Below are 16,968 nucleotides of genomic sequence, written 5' to 3' on the forward strand. Positions count from 1 at the left end.
GGATGTGGTTTCGGAACCCGATTAATAAGCCGAATCGACGTTCGTTTCGTTCCGTGCGAAGCCGGCGCGCGGTCAGCGCGCAGTCGCGAGGGAGGGTGACGGGCGGTCGCGAAGGAAGTCGTCGGGCGATCGCGTGGAGAGTCGACGAGCGGCCGGGAGGGGATCAGAGCCCGAGCGCGTCCGTGATCTCGCGGCGCGCTGCGAGCAGCGCCTCGTCCGTCCGGTCGCGCGGTCGGTCCGCTTCCACGTCGACGACGGTTTCGACGGTTCCGGGTTGGCCGCCGAGCACGACGACGCGGTCCGCGAGGTACGCCGCCTCCTCCACGTCGTGGGTGACTAAGGCGACCGTCGCCCCGCGCTCGCGCCACACGTCGAGCAGGTTGTCCTGCTGTTCGTACTTCGTCAGCTGGTCGAGCGCGGAGAACGGCTCGTCCAACAGCAGCACCTCCGGCTCGTAGGCGAGCCCGCGCGCCAGCGAGACGCGCTGGGCCATCCCGCCCGAGAGCTCGCCGGGACGGCTCTCGGCGAACCCGTCGAGCCCGACCGTCTCGATCAGGTCGTCGACGCGCTCGCGCGCGGCGGGATCGTCGCGGTCCACGTCGCTCGGGAGCCCGACCGCGACGTTCTCCCGCACGTCCGCCCACGCGAGCAGGCGCGGCTCCTGAAACACCATGCCGACCGCGTCGCTGCCGCCGTCGCGCACGTCGACGCCGTCGACCGCCGCGCGCCCCTCGAACCGCACCTCCAACCCGGTGAGCACGCGCAGCAGCGTCGACTTCCCGCAGCCGGAGGGGCCGACGACCGCCACGAACTCCCCGTCGTCGACCGCGAGGTCGACCTCGTCGAGCGCGACGGTGTCGCCGTAGCGCTTCGTGAGTCCGCGGACGGCGAGGGCGGGGTCGTCCGTCGGCGCTTCCGAGTCGCGCGTCGACTTCGCCGAGTCGTCGGCGGCCGCATTCGCCTCGGCCGTCTCCTCACCAGTCGACGACACGCTGTTCCACCTCCTTGACCGCGAGGTCCGAGAGGTTCCCGAAGAAGGCGAAAAGCAGGATCGAGCCCACGATGATGTCCGGCCGGGCGAGCACCCGCCCGTCGCTCATCAGGAAGCCGATCCCCTGGCTCGCCGCGATCAGCTCCGCGGCGACGACGAACATCCACGCCAGCCCGACGCCGCCGCGGATGCCGACGAGCAGGCTCGGCACCGCGGCCGGGAACACGACCCGGCGGAGCGACTCGAACCGTCCCAAGTCGTACACCTCGGCCACCTCCAAGAGGTCCTCGCTCACGTTGCCGATTCCCGTCGAGAGGTTGAGGTAGACGGGGAAGAACGCCCCGACGGCGATGAGCAACACCTTCGCGCCCTCGCCGATGCCGAACCACAGCAGGAACAGCGGCACCCACGCCAGCGAGGGGATGTTCTTGAGGCTCTGTAACAGCGGGTCGAGCAGGTCCCGGGCGAGCCCGTACAGCCCGGTTATCGTCCCGAAGACGATCCCGGCGCTCACGCCGAGGAGCGTTCCGAAGAACACGCGCTGGAGCGTGATGGCGATGTGTCCCCACAGTTCGCCCGTCGCCGCCATCCCGTAGAGCGTCTCGACCACGCGGAGCGGCTCCGGAAGCTGGTGGGCCGCGAACACGCCCGTCGCGACCAGCAGGTGCCAGACGACGACGAGCGCCGCGGGCACGACCAGCCCGAGCAGCCACCGGAACCGGTCGGCGTCCGGGAGCGCGCCGGCGAGGCTCGACCCGATATCGCCGGTTTCCGTCTCCCGCGTGGTCGCCATCTTACTCGCCTCCCGCGGCGTCGGCCGCGAACTCCGAGTCGAGCAGGTCGCCGATGCTCCTCGCCGGGTCGGCGTCGTCGTTGACGAGCCCTTCCTCTTCGAGGATCGGCGCGAGGTTCGACAGCAGGTCGCGGTGCGCGTCGCCTGGGATCGGCTCCGAGAGGTCGTTGCGCTGCGTGAACACGCGCTCTGCGACCGGTTGGGACATGTCCGACTCGCTCGCGAGGATCGACGCGGTCTCCTCGGGGTTGGCGATCGCCCACTCGCGGCCGCGCTCGTAGGCGTCGATCACGCGTCGGGCGTCCTCCGGGTGGTCCGCGAGGAACCCGTCGAGGAAGTTCAGGAACCCGTAGGTGTTGTACGCGGGCTCGCGGAAGAACAGCTCCGCGCCGTCGTGTTCCAGCTCCAGCTCGGCCATGTGCGGGTCGAGCCCCGCCCACGCGTCCACGTCGCCCTGCACCAGCGAAGACTGCCCCTCGGGGTGTTGGAGGTGAACGACCTCTACGTCGTCCTCGCTCAGGCCGGCGTCGTCGAGCGCCTGCAGGAGGAAGAAGTACGGGTCGGTGCCTCGGGTCGCGGCGACCCGCTTGCCCTCCAAGTCGGCGACCGTCTCGATACCGCTCTCCTCGAAGGTGACCAGCGCGGTCCACTCGGGCTCGGAATAGATGTACGGCGTCGTGATCGGGACGCCGTTCGACCGGGCCATCAACGCCGCGATCCCGGCGGTCGAGGCGACCTCGGCCTCGCCTCCCTGAGAGTACTCGTTGGCCTGATTGCTGCCGAGGCTCAACACCCACTCGATCTCCACGTCGGTGTCGTCGAACGCCTCCCCCATCCACCCCTTCTCGCGTAACACGAGGCTGACCGGGTTGTAGTAGGCGTAGTCGACCGTCACCGTCCGAGAGTCGTTCCCGCCAACGCAGCCGGCGAGCAGCGAACCGCCGATCGCCGCGCCGGTTCCGCTGAGGAACTGTCTTCGCTCCATCGTACCACCTCGTACCGGTCCCGCGCATAAGGTAATATGGCTATCGAGAATATTCAACTGCACCTATGATGTTTTGAGGTTATAAAACACGACGCGTGAGACACAGACACAGGGGCGTATCGGGGGTTACAGACCTCCTACTGACGCTCTACGCGCTCGAACTGCATATCGGACGTCGAGGCGCTCCAGAACCGTCGTGCGGGATTCAGGAACGGATTGCCGCTATGATCGGCTCGACACCGACTCGGCGTCTCAGTCGTCGCTCGTCCACGCGGAGAACCCGCCCTCGATCAGCGTCTCGGCCTGTCGGTCGACGTACTCGCGCTGGGTGTCGTGGACCGCGGCCTCGAAGTCGGCGCCGGCGTCGAGGCGCTCGCGGACCCGATCCCGCTTCCAGCTCGCCGGCGTCATCCGGTTCGCCACCCGCCACCGGAGCGGGGCGAGCCACGCGGCGGCCTCCTCCTCGGGACAGCCCGCGGTCCGGAGCCCCGCCTCGGCGTGATCGAGGAGGTCGGCGTACAGCGCGTCGGTGTCGGTCGTGTGCTCCCCGCCGAGCCCGATCCACTCGATCTCCGCGTCGAGCCCGTCGGCGACCGCGGCGTAGAAGTTGTCGCGGGCGGTCTCCCAGTCGAGCCCGATGACGGGATGCTCGCGCTGCGGGAGCGCCTGCATCAGCCCGGCGAACGCCCCCTGAAAGGCGATCGAGTCGCGGACGGTAGGTTGGCCCGGGATCGGCCGGAACTCGATCCGGGCGTTGGCGCTCGACCGGCTCGCGCCCTCGAAGACGGGGCGGACCCAGCGCCAGTAGCTGCCGTGTTTCGTCCGGAACGTCGCGAACTCGTCGTCGAACCGGTCAGAGCCGTCCGGCTCCGGCACCGGGATCAGCGTCTCGTCGGCGACGATCCGGTCCACCGCGGTTTCGAGGTCGTGGACGTCGCGCGGGAACCGCACCTTGTCGTCGTCGGTGCGGGCGTTGAGCACCGACTCGAAGACGTGGATCCGGTTTTCTGTCGCGCCCTCCGCGAGCACGCGCTCGCCGTCCCAGCCGTCGTCGTACAGCTCCGGCGGGAAGAACGGGGAGTTGACCCCGAGCGCGAGCAGGGGACCGGCGATCCGGAGCGCGTACCGGAAGTGTCGCGGCAGGGTCTCGGCCTGCGCGACCTGGTAGTGCGGCTGGACCGAGGTGATGAGGCTCTCGGGCATCACCGTGTCCGCCGCGAGCGACACCCCCGGCGCCTCGATGACGGTCCCGCGCCGCTCGTCGGCGCCCGCGTTCGCCATCGCGTGGTACCGCACCGCGTCGCTCATGTTGACGGCGACGGTGACCCCGTCGACGTCGACGCTGTCGGTGAGGTACTCGCGGGCCGTCTCGCCCGCCGGCGGGATGGTCCAGAGGCCGTCCGAGACGAGCCGCATCCCCTCGACGCCGGTGGTGTTCTCCGCGGCCTCCAGCCGCGCCCGGACCTCCGCGAGCTGCGCCCGGAGCCCGTGGTCCGAGAGGGGCTGCGGGCTCGTCGACATCTCGGCGTTGTGGAGCCCGAGTTCCTTCTCGAACCCCATCAGCTCCAGCAGGCGGCGAGGGACCCGCATCAGGGCGTACTCGCCCGCCCGCGACTCCTCGCTCCACCGCCCGTCGGCGACCGCGTAGAACTCGTACTCGAAGCCGACGATCGACTGGTGGTTGTCGAAGGCGCCGTCGCGGAGCGCCTGCTTGACGACCTCCGCCTCCTCCTCGGCGCGCGCGGCGAACTCGTCGGGATCGACCGCGAGCGCCTCGCGAACCCCGTCGGCGAGGGCGGACTCGGTGCTCATGGGACGGTCGACGACCCCGCCCGGTAAAAAGGCCTGCGCCCGATCGGCGGCGTGAGACCGATCGCCACGCGGCGAGTCCCCGGCGGAGCCGACCCGTATCGGGGTGCTGTCCGTACCGGGGCGCTTTTGCCGAGCGATCGCCGACTCCGTGCATGGAGTTCGCAGCGTTCGCCGAGCGGGCGGAGGGGTTGGCGGCCGAGCCCGCCGACATCGAGACGACGCGGCTCGTCGCCGACCTGCTCTCGTCGGCGGGAGGTCACGCCGGGAGCGACGACGGGGACCGCGAGGGCGACGGAGACGCCGAGGACGACCTCGCGACGGTCACCCGATTCCTACTCGGCCGCGTCTTCCCGGCGCACGACACCCGAACGCTCGACGTGGGGCCGGCCCGGTGTCGCGAGGCGATCGCCCGCGCCGCCGGCCCGAACGTGACCGCGGCCGACGTGGAGGAGCGGCTGGCCGAGGAAGGCGAGATCGGCGCGGTCGCCGCCGGCTTCGAGTTCGGCGGCCAGCGCGGGCTCGCCGCCTTCGGCGAGGGACGCGACCGGCTCACCGTGGCCGCCGTCGACGCGGAGCTGCGCGAGCTGGCGGCCGCCGCCGGCGACGGGAGCGAGTCCCGCAAGCGCGACGCGCTGTTCGGGCTGTTCAACCGGTGTGAGCCCGCCGAGGCGAAGGTGCTCGCCCGCCTCGTCCTCGGCGAGATGCGGCTCGGCGTCGGCGAGGGGGCGGTCCGCGACGCGATCGCGGAGGCGTTCCTCGCGGACGAGGAGGATGACCCCGATCCCGAGTCCGACAGCGACGACAGCGACGACAGCGACGACGACGATCCGATTCTCCGCGCCGACGACGAGGCGGTCGCCGCGGTCGAGCGCGCGCTGCAGGTGACTAACGACTACGGGCGCGTCGCGGTCCTCGCCCGCGACGAGGGGATCGAGGGCCTGCGCGCCGAGGGACTGGCGGTCGGCCGGCCGGTGCAGGCGATGCTCGCGCAGGCCGGGACGGCGACCGACGCGGTCGAGGCGTTCGGCGAGGTCGCCGTGGAGACCAAGTTCGACGGGGCGCGGGTGCAGGTCCATTACGTGCCGGAGTCCGCAGTCGAGAGCGGAGAGGCGGTCGGCGTCGGCGGTTCCGGCGACAGCGACGGCGACGATGAGGGCCCCGCCGATGCCGGGCTCGGCCCGCGGATCTACTCGCGGAACATGGACGACGTGACCGACGCGCTCCCGGAGATCGTCGAGTACGTCGAAGCGCGCGTCTCTGTCCCGGTCATCCTCGACGGGGAGGTCGTCGCGGTCGACGACGACGGCGACCCGCTCCCGTTCCAGGAGGTGCTGCGTCGCTTCCGGCGGAAACACGACGTGGACCGGATGCGCGAGGAAGTTGGGCTCCGGCTCCACGCGTTCGACTGCCTCCACGCGGACGGCGAGGACCTGCTCGACGAGCCGCTTCGCGCCCGCCACGACCGGCTCGACGCGGTCCTGCCCGACGCGGCCGCGAGCGTCGAGTTCGCGGACGATCCGGCGGCGATCGAGGCGGCGGAGGCGGCCGCGCTCGACGCGGGCCACGAGGGCGTGATGCTGAAGAATCCCGAGGCGGCGTACACCCCCGGCGACCGCGGCCGCGACTGGCTGAAGCGCAAGCCCGACGTGGAGACGCTCGACGCGGTCGTGGTCGGCGCGGAGTGGGGCGAGGGGCGCCGGGCGGAGCTGTTCGGGACGTTCCTGCTCGGCGTACGGGCGGGAAACGACGAGTTCGCGGCCATCGGGAAGGTCGCGACCGGGCTCACCGACGAGGAGCTCGCCGACCTCACCGAGCGGCTGGAGCCCCACGTGGTGAGCGAGGACGGGACCGAGATCGCGATCCGGCCCGAGGTCGTCCTCGAAGTCGGCTACGAGGAGATCCAGACTTCGCCGACCTACTCGGCGGGCTACGCCCTGCGGTTCCCCCGGTTCGTCGGCGTGCGCGAGGACAAGTCGGTCGACGACGCCGACTCGCTGGAGCGCGTCTCGCGGCTCGCCGGGGACGAGGCGTAAGCGCCGTCGCGAGCGGCGGCGGGTGACGGGAGACCGATAGCCACCCTCAAGGCGCCCGCGGTCGGAGTCCGGCGCATGACGGTCCGACACGACGACTTCACGGTGGAGTGGCTCGGCTACGCGACGGCGCGGCTGGAGCCCGAGGACGGGCCCGTCGCCTACACGGACCCGGGGCGGTACGGCGTCCTCGACGACTACTGGGCCCGGGACGGCGACCTCGTCGTCGTCACGCACGACCACCACTACGACCCCGACGGGATTCGGTCGGTCGCCCGCGAGGACGCGACGCTCGTGATCTACGAGGCGGTCGACCCCGCGGGGATCGACCGCGACGTGGAGTCGATCGAGTCGCTCGCCGACGACTACGACGTGGTCCGGGTCGACGACGAGGATCGCGTCGACGTGGCGACCCCGGCCGGCGAGGTCGCCGTCTGGTCCGTCGCCGCGTACAACGACCCCGAGGGGCCCAACGCCGGGCCGGACGGCTCGGTGACGCACCCGCCCGGCCTCGGCTGCGGCTTCCTGCTCAGGCTCGACAACCGCACGGTGTTCTGGCCCGGCGACTCCGACGCGTTCGACGGGTTCGCGGAGCTCGACGCCTCGGTCTTCCTCGCGAACATCGGCGGCGGCGGGATCGTCTCCGATCGCCACGGGAGCGCGGCGCTGGCCGAGGCGATGGACCCCGACCTCGTCGTCCCGATCCACTACGACACGTTCGAGCAGTTGGAGGCCGACGGCGAGGCGTTTGCGGGCGACGTGGCCGCGCGCTCGATCCCCGTCGCGCTCGACGCGCGCTCGGCGAACCAGTAGCGCTGCGGAACCGCAAAAGGAGCGCCCGCTGCGCCCGCCCTCATTCCTCGGTTTCGTACGGCTCCCCGACGACGGAGGGGACCCGCGTCTTCCCCCACGCCGTGAGTACCACGAGCACCACGGCATAGGGGAGCAGGTTGACGAGGCGGGCGGGGACCTCGATCCCGACCGTCTGGAACTGGACGTTCAGCATGTCCAGCGCCCCGAACAACAGCGCGGCAGCCGCGGCGCCGATCGGGTTGTAGTTGCCGAACAGGTACGCGACGATCGCGATCCACCCGCGGCCGTCGACCATCGTCTGCCCGGTCCCAACGAAGTTCCCGGCGTGTGCGAGCAGCACGGCGCCGCCGAGCCCCGCCATCGCGCCAGAGAATATCACGGTCGCGTAGCGAACGCGGTTGACGTCGACCCCGGCGGTGTCGAGCGCCTCCGGGTTCTCGCCGGCCGCCTGCACCCAGTAGCCGTACCGGGTGCGGTAGAGAACCATCCAGCCGGCCGCGACGAGGAGCGCCGCGAGGAACACCAGCGGCGACTGGCCGAACACGACCGCGTTGACGCTCGCGAGCCCGGGGCTCGATCGGCTCCCCCAGACCAGCGCCGCGGTGAATGGGGCGAACCCGAGCCCGACGAACCAGACGGCCAGTCCGGCCACGATCTGGTCCGCCTTGAACCGGATCAACAGCACGGCGAACAGCGCCGTCAGGACGGCCGTGACCAGCACCGAAACGACGATGGCAACCCAGATGTGCTCCTGGGTCGGCGAGGTGCCGCCGAGTGCGAACATCGTCGCGGCCGCGGTGAACGCGCCGACGATCATGAATCCCTCCAGTCCGATGTTGAACACGCCGCTCTTCTCGGCGTAGAGCCCGCCCACCGCCGCGAGCGCGATGGGGGTCGCCATCTCCAGCGATCGGGTAGCGAAGCCGGGAGTGAGGACCCGGTCGATCCCGCCGCCGGTTGGGGCCGTTCCGAGCACGCCGACGAAGACCGCGATCAGCAGCCCGAGGCCGCCGAGCCGCCTCCGGGACGGCCGTACCTTATCGAGGAAGCTCATTCGGCCTCACCCCCCAGTCCCGTGCGGGCGGCGATCATCCGGAACAGCTCCGGGGCGGCGACGAAGAGGACGACGAGCCCGACGATGCCATCGATCAGCTGGACGGGAACGTCGCTGTTGATCTGCACGTGCGACCCCGCCGACTCGAGCCCCCCGAACAGCAGCCCCGCTGGAAGGACCCCGAGCGGGTTGTTTGCGGCCAGCAGGCTCACGGCGATCGCGTCGAACCCGTAGTTGCCGATGCCGGACGGGTCGGTGTAGTATCCCTGAATCATGATCACGAACAGCGCACCGGTCAACCCGGCGATCATGCCGGACAGCGTCATCGTCGCGATGACCATCCGCCTCGCGTCGACGCCGGAGTACGTCGCGGCGGTGTCCTGGTATCCGCTCGTCACCATGTCGTAGCCGAATCGGGTCCGATCCATCAGCGCGGCGACGAGTGCGACGACGCCGACCATGAGGAGGAGGCCGACGACCGACAGGTTCGGGTCGTCGAACACCACCCGCGGCAGCCCCACGGTGTCCGGGAGCCGCCGGGTCCGCGTCGCTGTCGCCTCGGGATCGCCGAAGGGACCCGCGACCAGCCACCCCACGAATCCGGTGGCGATGAAGTTCAGCATGATGGTCGTGATGATCTCGTTGGCGTCGCCGTACGCCTTCATCACGCCGGGAAGCGCCCCGTACAGCCCGCCGGAGACGACGCCCGCGAGGCTCCCGGCGAGCATCAGCGCCACGCCGCCGAACGTCTCGTCGGGAACGAACGCCGCCAGCCAGACGATCGCGACGACGGTGGTGAATCCGCCGACGACGAACTGCCCCTGCACGCCGATGTTAAACACGCCAGCCCGGAACGCGACCGCGACGGCGACGCCGGTGAGGACGAACAGCGTCGTGCTCCGGAGGGTGCGGGCGATCGCCCGCTCGTTCCCGAACGCCCCTGCGAGCAGCTGCCCGGCAAACCGGGTCGAGTCGTATCCGGCGAGCGCCGCGATGGCGAGGCCGATGAGCAACGCCGCCGCCGTCGACGCAATCGCGATCCCGATCCGTTCGAGCACGCTTGCGCGGAGCAGGCGGTCGGCGACCGCGTCGAGCGCCGCGCGCGCTCGCCCGGCGTCCGCGCCGCTCACGTCTCCACACCTCCGTCGGACGCGGCGTCCGCTCTTTCACTCTCGCCCTGACGGCCGTCCAGCGACCCGCCGGCCATCAGGAGCCCGAGATCGGACTCGGTGACCGCTTCCGGGTCGACGATGTCGGTAAATTCCCCTTCGTACATCACGGCGATCCGGTCGGCGAGCTTCTGGATCTCCTCTAGCTTGGAGGAAATAACGAGGATGCCGACGCCACGGTCCCTGAGTTCGAGCAGTCGCTCGTGGATGAACTCGATCGAGCCGATGTCGACCCCGCGCGTGGGATGCGAGGCCACGAACACGTCCGGGTCGTGGCCGATCTCACGACCGACGATGAACTTCTGTTGGTTCCCCCCGGACAGCGACCGCGCCTCGGCGTCCGGGTCCGGCGGCTGCACGTCGTACTCCTCGATAACGTCCTCTGCGTGGTCGTCGACCGCGTCCCAGTCGATGATCCCGCGGGTGGCGTAGGGCGCGATCGTCTGGTTGCCGAGGAGGGCGTTCCGACCCAGGCTGTACTCCTGTACCAGCCCCTCGGTCTGTCTGTCCTCGGGCACGTACGCGATCCCTCCCTCGATGCGGGTGCGCCGGCTGCGGTCCGTGATGTCGTCCCCGCGCAGCCGGACCGTGCCCGAGTCAGGGCGACGGAGCCCCGTGATCCCCTCGACGAGTTCGGTCTGCCCGTTTCCCTGTACCCCGGCGACGCCGACGATCTCGCCCTCGCGGAGGGCGAGATCAACCCCCGAGACCTGCTCGCGGCCGCGGTCGCCCGTCACCCGAAGCCCCTCCGCTTCGAGGACGGGGTCGCCCGGATCGGCTTCCCGTTCGAGCCGGTCGAAGAGCACCTCCCGGCCGACCATCATCCGCGCTAAGTCCTGCTCGGTCGTGTTCGTCGCGGGGACGGTGCCGACCGCCTTCCCGTCCCTCAGGACCGTGATCTCGTCTGCGATCGCGAGTGCCTCGTCGAGCTTGTGCGAGATGAAGATCAGCGAGCGGCCGTCCTCGCGGAGATCGTTCATCACCGACATCAGGCTGTCGACCTCCTGCGGCGTCAGGACCGCGGTCGGCTCGTCGAGGATCAGGACCTCCGCGCCGCGGTAGAGGCTCTTGACGATCTCCACGCGCTGTTGAACGCCCAGATCGAGGTCCTCCACCGGGGTGTCGAGGTGTTTATCGATGTCGAACCCGTACCGCGAGCAGATATCCTCGATATCGGCCCTGGCGTCGGCCTCGTCGACGAATCCGTTCTGGGTCGGCTCGTGGCCGAGGACGATGTTCTGGAGAACCGTCATCGGCTTCACGAGCTGGAAGTGCTGGTGGATCATCCCGATCCCGGCGTCCATCGCATCTCGGGGCGACTCGAACTCCCGCTCCTCGCCGTTGACCCGGATCGTTCCCTCGTCTCGGTCGTAGAGCCCGTACAGAACGCACATCAGAGTGGTCTTACCGGAGCCGTTCTCGCCGAGGAGCGCGTGGATCGACCCGGGCTCCAGCGTGAAGTCGACGGCGTCGTTCGCGACGACGTCGCCGAAGCGCTTCGTTATCCCGTCGAGACGGACCGCAGGTGCGTTACGCGTCATCGTGTTCTCATTGTGAGTGTATAAACAACGGAAGGCGGGGATGCCGTTCAGCAGCTGGTCGGCCCGCAGGTCAGGTCGATCTCTCCGTTCTCGAAGCCGGTCTTGGCGTCCTCGATGTTCTGTGAGAGCGCATCAGGGAGATCACCCTCGAACGCCTGTCCGACGACGAAGTCGATGCTTCCCTGCGCGACGCTGAGGTTCTGTTCGCCGACGTACTCGGAGAAGTTGCCATCGACGACCGCCTCGGCGACGGTGTAGGTCGCCTCGTTGAGTGCCTTCACCGCCGATCCGAGGATCACGTCCTGGTACTGCTCTTCGGTCACCGACTGGTCGACGTCGACGCCGAGCGCGAAGCGGCCGTTGTCCTGCGCCGCCGAGAAGACGCCGCCGCCGGCCGCGGACGCCGCGTGCCAGACGATGTCGGCCCCGTCGTCGATCTGCGACTCCGCAACATCGTTGGCCGCCCCCGTGTCGGAGAAGCTTCCGCCGTAGCCGGTGAGCACCTCGATTCCGTCGTCGACCCACTCGACGCCCTCGATGTACGACTGTTCGAAGGCGTTGATGAGGGGGATATCCTCGCCGCCGACGAACCCGACCGTCGCGCCGTCGGGGTCGGTGGCGCTGCCCTCGTACTCGAACTCCTGCTGGGTCATCACGCCCGCGGCGACGCCGGCGAGGAACGACATCTCGTTGTTCATCTCGATCCAGCCGGAGACGTTGTCGGCCCCTTCGATCACGTTGTTGATCAGCATCCAGTTCTGGTCGGGGTACTCGCTCGTGTTCGTCTCCAGCGGGTCGGTGTGGTTGTCGCCCACGCAGACGATGAGATCGTAGTCGCTCTCGGCCGTGTCGGCTTGGGTCGACTCGTACTGGGCCTCCTCGGTCGCCTCGACGGTCGTGTACGTGAGATCGAAGTCGTTCGCCGCCTCTTCGAGTCCCTGAACCGCGTTGTCGTTGAACGCGTTGTCGTCGAAGCCGGCCGGGCTGGAGATGATCGCCACCTCGGTTCCGGCGGTGTCGTCGCCGCCGTCACCGCCGTCGCCGCCCTCGCCGAGACAGCCGGCGAAGACGGTCCCCGTCGCGAGCGCGCTTCCCGAGGCGAGCACCGTCCGCCGGCTGACGCTCCCCGTCCCGCCGATCGATTTGCGGCCTTCTGTCATGGATGTGTCTTATCATCCTTCATCATCCATTATAAATACAGGTGCCACGGAGTTTCGGTGTCGAGTACACGACCCCGGCAGAGAGGCGCTCCGATGTCGATCGTCGGCTGTTCGCACCTCCGCATCGATCGTCGGCTGTTCGCACCTCCGCATCGATCGTCGGCTGTTCGCACCTCCGCATCGATCGTCGGCTGTTCGCACCTCCGCATCGAGAAGGGGGACGAGTCGTTCTCGCGGTTTCGGTCGGGAAATCGTCGTGAGCCGACTAGAGTTCGGGCACCCGTGTCGCGTCGGCCGTCCCGGACGTCGACCCGCCGGGACCGGTTTGTTCATCTCGCAGCTGCCGGTACGCCGACGCGATGATCGCGTAGTACGGCAGGAAGAACACGGCCGTGAGAGCGCTGGTTACGACGTCGGCGGCGACCGAGGCGCCGGCGAGATCCAACAGGGGTCCGACGGCGCCGATGAAGCCGCCGAACAGCGCGGACGCGACGACGAGGAGACCGAGTTTGAGCCGAGACCCGCGAGCCAGCGCCCAGCTTCGTTGAAGGCTCCCGACGAGGCCGAGGTCCTCGACGGCAACCGCGAAGATGAAAAACAGGAACGACGCCGCGAGGAAGAGTCCGGGGAAGAGCAAGAGGATGGTGCCGATCAGAATCGAGACGCTCACGATCAGTCCGCCGACCAGTGCGATGCCGGTGGCACGCCCGAGCCGCCGCGTCACCGCCGCGGGGAACGTCGACATCTCGCTGCGGGGTTGAGCAAGCGTTCGCGAGAGGATGACGAAGTACGTCGAACTCAGGACCGTGAGCACGACGAACAGGGCGAGCCCGACGCGTCCGGAGATCGGGAGGGCGAGCCCGGTATTGCTCCGAAACTGCTCGGCTATCTCCGGCGGGAGAAAGCCCAACAGAGCGCTGTTGACGCTTACCTGGAGGCCGATCTGGATGGCAAAAAGTCCCACGAGCAGGAGTCCACCAGTTCGGGTGAGTGTACGCCGAATACCGTCGCTGACCGCATGGCTGAGTTGGAGGGCCATACTGGTACGAAGTGTCCGACCGGCTGTAATAAAACAATCGGAGTATCTCGGGGCCAGTGACCCCGCGGAAACGCGAGTCCCACCGGATCAGGCGGGCGTGCGGCGGTCCCCGTGCGATCGGTGACGTCGGGCGATCAGCGGCGTCGGGCGATCAGTGTCGCGGCGAGCGTCCCGATCAGAGCCGTGACGACGCCGAATCCGGGCGCTTGGCTCCGTGATCCGTTTTCGCCGTCGTTGCTCGCCTCGCCGTCGTTGCTCGCCTCGCCGTCGTTGCTCGCCTCGCCGTCGTTGCTCGCCTCGCCGTCGTCGCGATCGAGTTCCTCGACGGCGGCCGCGAGCGTCTCCGTCGCCTCGATCGCGCTCCGCGGTGCCGGCTGGTTGAGGTGGTTCGCGTTCATCTCGACGTAGTTACCCTCGACGCCGGCGGTCGTGCTGGCGTACGGCTCCTCGTCGAGGATCGACGCCTCGGGATCGGTGACGAGGATCAGTTCGGGGTCGGTCCGGAGGATCACCTCGTTCGAGAGCTGCGGGTAGCCGTCCCCCTCCGCGGCGGCGACGTTGTCGGTCCCGCCCACTCGCATGATCTCGTCGATGAACGTGTTCCCGCCGGCGACGAACCCGTCGCCGAGGGGGTACAGCGCGGCGGGCCGGTCGAGATCGGCGGTCCGGTTCTCGACGTCCGCGACGGCCGCGTTCATCTCGTCGTTGGTGGCGGCGGCGGCCTCGCAGTCCCCGACGAGCCGCCCGGTCCGTTCCGTCTTTGCCGCGATGTCGTCGATCGAGGTCGCCTCGGAGAAGTGATACACCGTGAGGTTCTGCTCCCGGAGGTCGGCGACCTGATCGGCCGACGCATTGGGCGCGAGCACCAGGTCGGGATCGGTGTCGACGACGCGCTCGACGCTGACGCCCAGCCCCTCGGCGGAGACGTCCGTCTTCTCGTCCGCGCCGTCGAGGTAGGCCGCGAACTGCGTCACGCCGACGACCCGGTCCCGCGCGCCGATCTCCCAGAGCGTCTGCGCGGCGGACGGGTTGGTCGTCGTGATCCGCTCCGGCGGCTCGTCGAGCGCGACGGTCGTCCCGGTCGCGTCCGTCAGCTCGACCGGGAACTCGCAGGCGTCGGCGCCGGAGACGCCCGTCTGTTGAACGGCGGCGCCGTCGACCGCGTGTCCGGTCACCGACGACGCCGCCGTCGGCTGTGCGCCCGCGACAGGGGCCGCGCCGGCGCCCGCGAGGGCGGTCGTCACGAGCAGGACCGTCGCGATGGCGTAGGCGGCTCGCATCGCATCGACGGTGGCGCTCGCCCAATAAGTACTTACCTACTACAAGTTTTGTTGGAGAACGAATGAGTGCTTGGCGACGGTCGGCGGGGTGGTCCGCGGCGTTAGCGGCGACGCTGGTCGCCGTGGCGGTCGTGAGCGCCGCGATCGGTCCCGTCCGAATCCCGCCCGCGGAGGTGGTGAAGGCGGTGTTGAACGCGCTCGCCGTCCCGGTCGGCGTCGAGACGACCTCGCAGGGCGTCGGACCGCTCACGCTGCCGGGCGTCGACCTCGCGTACCGGTCGCCGTTCGCGTTCCCCGTCGACGACGTCAACCAGCGGATCGTCGTCGGCGTCCGGCTCCCGCGGATACTCATGGCCGCGCTCGTGGGGTTCGCGCTCGCGGCCGCCGGCACGGTGATGCAGGGGTTCTTCCGCAATCCGATGGCGGACCCGTCGATCATCGGGGTCTCCTCGGGCGCGGCGGTCGGCGCGGTCGCGTTCATCGTCTTCCCCGCCGCGCTGTCGGCCTCCCTGACGCTCCCGGTCGTCGGCGCGGTCGACGTGGGGCTCTCGTACGGCGCCGGAGTCAGCCTCTTCGCGTTCCTCGGCGCGCTCGCCGCCGCCTTCGGCGTGTACGCCATCGCGACGCGGCACGGGCGGACACCGGTCGCAACCCTGTTGCTCGCCGGCGTCGCCGTCCAGACGTTCCTCGGCGCGGTCATCTCGTACCTCCAGCTGCAGGCCGGCGAGTCGCTCCGCCGGATCGTCGCGTGGCTGATGGGTCACCTCTCCGGGGCCGCGTGGAGCGACGTCGCCGTCACCGCGGTCGTGGTGCCGCCGCTTTTCGCCGTCCTGTTGGTGTACGCCCGCGACCTCAACGTCATGCTGCTCGGCGAGGAGGAGGCCCACGGACTCGGTATCGCGGTCGAGCGCACGAAACGCATCCTGCTCGGCGCCTCGGCGCTGATCACGGCCGCGGGCGTCGCCTTCGCGGGGATCATCGGCTTCGTCGGTCTTATCGTCCCGCACATGCTCCGGCTGGTCGTCGGCCCGGACCACCGCGTCCTGCTCCCGAGCGCCGCGCTCGCGGGGGGATCGTTCCTCGTCGCCGCCGACACGCTCGCGCGAGCCGGGAGCACGGAGCTGCCCGTCGGCATCGTCACCGCCGCCGTGGGCGCGCCCTTCTTCGTCTACCTGCTCGTGACCCGGGAGGTGCACGAGCTGTGACCGCCGAATCGCCCGCGGCGGACGGCCGGGAGTCCCTCGCGGCGGACGACACCGAGAGCGAAGCCGCCGTCGGCGACCCGGAGCCCTCCGCCGCCGGCGACACCGAGACCCCCCCGATCGAGGTCAGCGATCTCTCGGTCTCCTTCGGCGACGTGCCCGTCGTCTCGGGGGTCGACCTCCGCGTCGAGCGCGGGTCGCTCGTGGGGCTCGTCGGTCCGAACGGCGCGGGGAAGACGACGGTTCTCCGGGCGATCAAGGGGACGCTCTCGCCCGACGCCGGCGAGGTCCGGCTCGACGGCGACCCCGCCGGGTCGCTGTCCGCGCGCGAGGCCGGGCGGCGGGTCGCCAGCGTCCCGCAGGAGACGAGCCTCGCGTTCGACTTCGGGGTGCGGCAGATCGTCGAGATGGGACGGACCCCGCACCTCGGGAGGTTCGACGGTCACGGCCCCGACGACCATCGCGCGGTCCGCGAAGCGATGGACGCGGCCGGCGTCGCGCGTTTCGCCGACCGGGCGATTACGGAGGTCTCCGGGGGCGAGCGCCAGCGAGTCCTGCTGGCCAGAGCGCTGGCACAGGAGACCCCGTCGCTGCTGCTCGACGAGCCGACGGCGAGCCTCGACGTGAACCACGCGGTCCGGACCCTCGAACTCGTCAGGGACCTCGTCGACGGCGGGCGCGCCGCGCTCGCGGCGATCCACGACCTCGACGTGGCCGCCCGGTACTGCGACGAGATCGTCGTCCTCGCGAACGGCGGCGTCCGGGCCGCCGGCCCGCCCGCGGAGGTGTTGACGGCGGCGACGCTCCGGGACGCGTTCGACGCCGAGGCCTTCGTCGGCGAGAACCCGGCGACGGGGACGCCGGCGATCACCGCGTTCGACGCGGCCGACGGGGGCGATCCCGCGGAGCCGGCGGAGTCCGCCGACCCGTCCGACCCGCCCGACCGGCGCCGCGTTCACGTCGTCGGAAGGGGTCGACCGGCCGGGCGGGCCGTCGCGCGGCTGGCCGCCGCGGGCCACGCCGTCTCCGTCGGGGTCGTCCCCGAGGGCGACGCGGCCGCGGGCGTTGCCGCCGACGCGGACGCGCCGGTCGTGACGGC

The 16,968-nt window shown here is 70.2% G+C and carries 14 protein-coding genes; 4 read left to right on the top strand and 10 right to left on the bottom strand.

Translation table 11 applies throughout. The annotated features are described in order from the left end of the window. Positions 1-163 precede the first annotated feature (163 nt). The 4 genes from ESO89_RS14440 to ESO89_RS14455 all read right to left on the bottom strand — a co-directional run bounded on the left by ESO89_RS14440 (position 164) and on the right by ESO89_RS14455 (position 4,581). Positions 164-991 (bottom strand): ABC transporter ATP-binding protein, encoded by an 828-nt coding sequence (locus ESO89_RS14440; protein WP_128906166.1) that lies wholly within the window; start codon positions 989-991, stop codon positions 164-166. Beyond that, complete coding sequence (locus ESO89_RS14445) at positions 975-1,784, bottom strand: ABC transporter permease (RefSeq protein ID WP_128906167.1); 810 nt, start codon at positions 1,782-1,784, stop codon at positions 975-977. Before ESO89_RS14445 ends, ESO89_RS14440 begins: the two co-directional genes overlap by 17 nt. 1 nt (position 1,785) lies before the next feature. Continuing rightward, positions 1,786-2,769, bottom strand: a complete 984-nt coding sequence (locus ESO89_RS14450) for an aliphatic sulfonate ABC transporter substrate-binding protein (protein ID WP_128906168.1) — start codon at positions 2,767-2,769, stop codon at positions 1,786-1,788. A 252-nt stretch (positions 2,770-3,021) separates the two neighbouring features. Beyond that, on the bottom strand, positions 3,022-4,581 hold the full coding sequence (locus ESO89_RS14455; RefSeq protein WP_128906169.1) for a hypothetical protein: 1,560 nt from the start codon (positions 4,579-4,581) through the stop codon (positions 3,022-3,024). 152 nt (positions 4,582-4,733) lie between these two features. On the opposite strand from ESO89_RS14455, the gene ligA reads away from it, so the two are divergent. After that, positions 4,734-6,614, top strand: a complete 1,881-nt coding sequence (ligA, locus tag ESO89_RS14460) for an ATP-dependent DNA ligase LigA (RefSeq protein ID WP_128906170.1) — start codon at positions 4,734-4,736, stop codon at positions 6,612-6,614. Between the two features lie 75 nt (positions 6,615-6,689). Further along, positions 6,690-7,424: an MBL fold metallo-hydrolase gene (locus tag ESO89_RS14465; RefSeq protein WP_128906171.1), complete on the top strand. Its 735-nt coding sequence runs from the start codon at positions 6,690-6,692 to the stop codon at positions 7,422-7,424. Positions 7,425-7,464: 40 nt separating this feature from the next. Here the strand turns inward: ESO89_RS14465 and ESO89_RS14470 are convergent, their stop codons facing one another. The 6 genes from ESO89_RS14470 to ESO89_RS14495 form a co-directional block, all read right to left on the bottom strand. Further along, complete coding sequence (locus ESO89_RS14470) at positions 7,465-8,478, bottom strand: ABC transporter permease (protein WP_128906172.1); 1,014 nt, start codon at positions 8,476-8,478, stop codon at positions 7,465-7,467. Continuing rightward, positions 8,475-9,608: an ABC transporter permease gene (locus tag ESO89_RS14475; RefSeq protein WP_241686246.1), complete on the bottom strand. Its 1,134-nt coding sequence runs from the start codon at positions 9,606-9,608 to the stop codon at positions 8,475-8,477. Before ESO89_RS14475 ends, ESO89_RS14470 begins: the two co-directional genes overlap by 4 nt. Beyond that, positions 9,605-11,188 (bottom strand): ABC transporter ATP-binding protein, encoded by a 1,584-nt coding sequence (locus tag ESO89_RS14480; RefSeq protein ID WP_128906173.1) that lies wholly within the window; start codon positions 11,186-11,188, stop codon positions 9,605-9,607. The genes ESO89_RS14475 and ESO89_RS14480 overlap by 4 nt, the downstream gene beginning before the upstream one ends. A gap of 47 nt (positions 11,189-11,235) precedes the next feature. Next, entirely contained in the window at positions 11,236-12,348 is a 1,113-nt protein-coding gene (locus ESO89_RS14485) for a BMP family lipoprotein (protein ID WP_128906174.1), read from the bottom strand. A 265-nt stretch (positions 12,349-12,613) separates the two neighbouring features. Further along, positions 12,614-13,387 (bottom strand): hypothetical protein, encoded by a 774-nt coding sequence (locus ESO89_RS14490; RefSeq protein ID WP_128906175.1) that lies wholly within the window; start codon positions 13,385-13,387, stop codon positions 12,614-12,616. A 134-nt stretch (positions 13,388-13,521) separates the two neighbouring features. Then, complete coding sequence (locus tag ESO89_RS14495; protein ID WP_128906176.1) at positions 13,522-14,667, bottom strand: PGF-CTERM-anchored ABC transporter substrate-binding protein; 1,146 nt, start codon at positions 14,665-14,667, stop codon at positions 13,522-13,524. A gap of 62 nt (positions 14,668-14,729) precedes the next feature. Here ESO89_RS14495 and btuC point away from each other — a divergent pair, with 62 nt between their 5' ends. Continuing rightward, entirely contained in the window at positions 14,730-15,872 is a 1,143-nt protein-coding gene (gene btuC, locus ESO89_RS14500) for a vitamin B12 ABC transporter permease BtuC (protein WP_128906177.1), read from the top strand. After that, the coding region (locus ESO89_RS14505; protein WP_128906178.1) for an ATP-binding cassette domain-containing protein at positions 15,869-16,968 on the top strand (1,100 nt) is incomplete at its 3' end. The genes btuC and ESO89_RS14505, both read left to right, overlap by 4 nt.

This window comes from Halorubrum amylolyticum, assembly GCF_004114995.1.
GTDB lineage: Archaea > Halobacteriota > Halobacteria > Halobacteriales > Haloferacaceae > Halorubrum > Halorubrum amylolyticum.

Excerpts from the sequence above, each read along its gene's own strand:
- ESO89_RS14445 (WP_128906167.1), bottom strand. The coding sequence starts at position 1,784 with ATGGCGACCACGCGGGAGACGGAAACCGGCGATATCGGGTCGAGCCTC.
- ESO89_RS14450 (WP_128906168.1), bottom strand. The coding sequence starts at position 2,769 with ATGGAGCGAAGACAGTTCCTCAGCGGAACCGGCGCGGCGATCGGCGGT.
- ESO89_RS14455 (WP_128906169.1), bottom strand. The coding sequence starts at position 4,581 with ATGAGCACCGAGTCCGCCCTCGCCGACGGGGTTCGCGAGGCGCTCGCG.
- ligA (WP_128906170.1), top strand. The coding sequence starts at position 4,734 with ATGGAGTTCGCAGCGTTCGCCGAGCGGGCGGAGGGGTTGGCGGCCGAG.
- ESO89_RS14465 (WP_128906171.1), top strand. The coding sequence starts at position 6,690 with ATGACGGTCCGACACGACGACTTCACGGTGGAGTGGCTCGGCTACGCG.
- ESO89_RS14470 (WP_128906172.1), bottom strand. The coding sequence starts at position 8,478 with ATGAGCTTCCTCGATAAGGTACGGCCGTCCCGGAGGCGGCTCGGCGGC.
- ESO89_RS14480 (WP_128906173.1), bottom strand. The coding sequence starts at position 11,188 with ATGACGCGTAACGCACCTGCGGTCCGTCTCGACGGGATAACGAAGCGC.
- ESO89_RS14485 (WP_128906174.1), bottom strand. The coding sequence starts at position 12,348 with ATGACAGAAGGCCGCAAATCGATCGGCGGGACGGGGAGCGTCAGCCGG.
- ESO89_RS14490 (WP_128906175.1), bottom strand. The coding sequence starts at position 13,387 with ATGGCCCTCCAACTCAGCCATGCGGTCAGCGACGGTATTCGGCGTACA.
- ESO89_RS14495 (WP_128906176.1), bottom strand. The coding sequence starts at position 14,667 with ATGCGAGCCGCCTACGCCATCGCGACGGTCCTGCTCGTGACGACCGCC.
- btuC (WP_128906177.1), top strand. The coding sequence starts at position 14,730 with ATGAGTGCTTGGCGACGGTCGGCGGGGTGGTCCGCGGCGTTAGCGGCG.